The following is a 3,931-nucleotide window of genomic DNA, read 5'->3' as shown; positions in this document are numbered from 1 at the left end:
GAGCTCGACACCGCGGGGGAGGACGCGATCGCGCTGGTCGCGGCCGGCACGGTGGTCAGCCGCCGCCCGGGACGGGTCGTGCTCGACGTCGGCAGCAAGGTTCTCGGCGCCGACCGTCCGGCCTGGGCCACCGGCTTCGGCCGGGTGCCCGGACAACCCGAGGCGCGCGTGACGGCGCTCTCCGAGCACCACGCCACCGTGACCTGGTCGGCCGGCCAGATGCCGGACCTCGGCGCGACCGTGGCCGTCGTGCCGAACCACGTCTGCGCGGCGGTGAATCTTGCCGACGAACTCATCGTGGTCCATGCCGGCGTGGTGACCGAGACCTGGCGGGTCGCCGCCCGCGGCGCCAACTCCTGAGGCTTGCTGCCAGCTGTGAGTTCGCCCGACACGCCGGGTCTTGGGCGCAATTGTCCGGCTTGTTCGGGGTCGGCCGTTCGGACCACTCTTCCTGAATCGAACCAGAACGCGCATTCGTGCGTCCTAGCTTCGAGTTCGACGCCAGGCCGGGGGGCCTGCAACCGACGGGGGCCTGTGATCGTGGATCGAGTTCGTGCGCGCGCACCGCAGGTCGCTGCGACCGGACTTCTGACGGGCAGCGTTCTGGCCGGTCTGCTGTTCGGCCTGACCCCCAGCGCGATCGCCACGGCGGAGGCCGGCGGTCGCTACATCGTCAGCTTCACCGAGAGCGCCACGACCGACGAGGTCGCCGCCGCCCGTGACCACGCGATCGCCGCCGGCGCCCAGATCATCTACGACTACGACACCGCCCTGTCCGGCTTCGCCGCCCTGCTTCCCGACGCCGCCCGGGCAGACCTTCAGACCGACCCGCTGGTCGCCGAGGTCGAGCCGGACGAGGTGATGACCATCGCCGAGGAGACCTCCACCAGCTCGACCCAGTCCGGGGTCACCAACGGCCTGGACCGGATCGACCAGCGGTCCCGGAAGCTGAACGGGAAGTTCACCTACTCGACCGCCGGCGCCGGCGTGGTCGCGTACGTCATCGACACCGGCGTGATGGTCGGGCACAGCGAGTTCGGCGGTCGCGTCGAGGCCGGCCGATCCTTCACCAGTCTGCCGGCCACCACCGACTGCGGCGAGGGTCACGGCACCCACGTCGCGGGGTTGATCGGCGGCGAGACCTACGGCGTGGCCAAGGACGTCACCATCGTTCCGGTCAAGGTCTTCTCCTGCGGCGGCTCGGCCAGCGTGTCCACCGTCATCGCCGGCATCGAGTGGGCCACCGAGAACCACCAGCAGCGTGGCGGTCCGGCCGTGATCAACCTCAGCGCCGGCGTCGGCAAGAACCTGGGCGCCGGTCTCGAGCAGGCGGCCGCCAACGCGATCAAGGCCGGGATCTCGTTCGTCACCGCGGCCGGCAACGAGGGCGGCAGCGCGTGCGCGCACTCGCCGGCGCGGCTCGGCCCGGCGATCACCGTCGGTGCCGTCTCCAGCTCGGACAAGCGCGCCGGCTTCTCCAACTTCGGCACGTGCGTCGACCTGTTCGCCCCCGGCCTCAACGTGGTCTCGGCGGGCATCGACTCGCCCACCGACACGGCGATGAAGGACGGCACCTCGATGGCGGCGCCCTACGTCAGCGGCGTGGTCGCGGCCTTCCTGCAGCGTGTTCCGTCCGCCAACCCGGCGAAGGTGCGCAGCGCACTGTTCAAGGCCACCACCCGCGGCCGGCTGCGCAACATCGGCAGCTCGCCCAACCGGATGCTCTACTCCGTGCTGAAGGTGGCCAACAAGGCGCCGCGCGTCGGCGACGTCAAGGTCGCGCTGCCCGGCAAGGACCGTGCCGTCGGCACCAGCACCGTCCCGGTAAGGATCAGCTGGACGGGTTCGGATCCGGACGGCACCGTCGCCTCCTACCAACTGCAGCGCAGCACCGACGGTGGCCGGCACTGGAACTCCGTCGCGTTGCCGGCCGCGGCCGCGCGCTCGATCACGCTGAACCTCGGTGCGGACTCCGGTCACCGCTTCCGGGTCCGGGCGATCGACAACCTCGGTCGCCCCGGTGCCTGGTCGACCTCGGACAAGCTCGGCCTCACCGTCGACCAGCAGGGTTCGGCCAAGCTGCGCCGCACCTGGTCCAAGGACACCGGCTCGGACCTGGCCGGCGGGTCCAGCCATGGCACCCGGATCAAGGGCGCCTCCGCGACCTACACCTTCACCGGTCGGACCGTCCGCTGGATCGGCACCACCGACCTCGACCACGGCAAGGCCCGGGTCTACCTCGACGGCCGCCTCGTCGCCACCGTCGACGCCTACTCGGCAACCCGGCAGACCTGCCAGGTCCTGTTCGCCACCACCACGGGGCCGGGCCGGCACACCCTGCGCATCGTGGTGATGGGCCAGAACAGCAACCGCTCCTCCGGCGATCGGGTGGACATCGACGCCTTCGTCGTCACGAGCTGATTCCGGTCCCACCCGGACACTCCTGACGTACCGTCAGACCCCCTGTCCTGTATGTCCGTTCTGCGTCTTTGATCAGTTCGGAATCTTGGTCAAAGCGCCGGCGACACGCCCGGTCCGCTTCCTAGCCTGGCTCACAGAGCTGGTCGCTCGGGGGATCAAGCTCGGCCGGACGGACACCGAACTCTCCTGTTGTCGGTGGCGTTCTCTTGCCCCCGAGCCCTGCCCGTCGCCAGGTCCGAGGAGAGCCAGCCTGTGAACCGTCCCCGCCCGGCGCTACGGAGCGCCGCGCTCGCGGCCCTGATCACGGGCGCCCTGATCGCTCCGGCGAGCACGTTCACGGCCGTCGCCGCACCGACCGCCACGGCCGATGTCTCGACCACGGCGGCACGGACCGCAACGCCGAAGCGGATCAAGGATCGGTGGATCGTCCGCCTCGACAGCGACGCCACCGGCAAGCAGTTCCGGAAGACCCGCGACGGCTCGAAGAAGCGCGGCGCCAAAATCCATTACCAGTACTCCCGCGTGTTCCAGGGGTTCGCGGCGACGTTGTCCGGAGACGAGGTCGCCAACCTCCGCAAGAAGTCCTTCGTCCTGTCCGTCGAGCCGGACTACGAGGTGCACGCCAGTTCCACCCAGTCGCCCACGCCGAGCTGGGGGCTGGACCGCATCGACCAGCGCGCGCTGCCGCTCAACGGCGGGTACACCTACGCCACCACCGGCGCCGGCGTGACCGCCTACGTCATCGACACCGGCATCCGCGCCACGCACACCGAGTTCGGCGGCCGCGTTGCGCCTGGCTACACCGCGATCAACGACGGCCGCGGTACGGATGACTGCGCCGGGCACGGCACCCACGTCGCCGGCACGATCGGGGGCGCGACCTACGGCGTGGCCAAGCAGGTCACGCTGATCCCGGTCCGGGTCCTGGACTGCAGTGGCAGCGGCAGCAATTCCGGTGTGATCGCCGGGGTGGACTGGGTGACCAATCGGGTCAAGTCCGTGGGTGGTCCCTCGGTCGCCAACATGAGCCTCGGTGGCAGCGCGTCCTCGGCCGTCGACAGCGCTGTCGTCAATTCCATCAACGCGGGGGTCAGCTACGCGGTTGCTGGCGGCAACGAGGGCGCCGACGCGTGCAGCAAGTCCCCGGCCCGCGTCCCGGCCGCGGTCACGGTCGGCGCGAGCACCAACACCGATGTGCGCGCCAGCTTCTCCAACTACGGCACCTGCCTCGACCTCTTCGCGCCGGGTCTCGACATCAGGTCGGCGTACTACACCAGCGACTCGGCAACGACGTCGATGTCCGGCACCTCGATGGCCAGCCCGCACGTCGCCGGCGTCATCGCGACCTACCTGCAGGCCAACCCGGCCGCCACGCCGGCCGCCGTTCGCGCTGCGCTGGTCGACAACGCCGGGGACGCGCTGACCAGCCTCGGCACCGGCTCGCCGGACAAGCTGCTGTACAGCGGCTTCGGTGGCGGCGGCACGCCGACCCCGACGCCCACGCCCACGC

2 protein-coding genes and 1 pseudogene are annotated in these 3,931 nt (G+C 70.7%); all 3 read left to right on the top strand.

Translation table 11 applies throughout. The features are described 5' to 3' along the window. Positions 1 to 360: pseudogene (locus tag H0X00_RS22375) on the top strand (D-TA family PLP-dependent enzyme); the annotation flags it as partial. A gap of 180 nt (positions 361 to 540) precedes the next feature. Beyond that, on the top strand, positions 541 to 2,421 hold the full coding sequence (locus tag H0X00_RS22370; RefSeq protein WP_293774982.1) for a S8 family serine peptidase: 1,881 nt from the start codon (positions 541 to 543) through the stop codon (positions 2,419 to 2,421). Between the two features lie 252 nt (positions 2,422 to 2,673). Beyond that, the coding region (locus tag H0X00_RS22365; RefSeq protein ID WP_293774981.1) for a S8 family peptidase at positions 2,674 to 3,931 on the top strand (1,258 nt) is incomplete at its 3' end.

It is taken from the genome of Sporichthya sp. (assembly GCF_013815995.1).
Taxonomy (GTDB): Bacteria; Actinomycetota; Actinomycetes; order Sporichthyales; family Sporichthyaceae; genus Sporichthya.
This window is presented reverse-complemented; position numbering and strand designations above follow the sequence as displayed.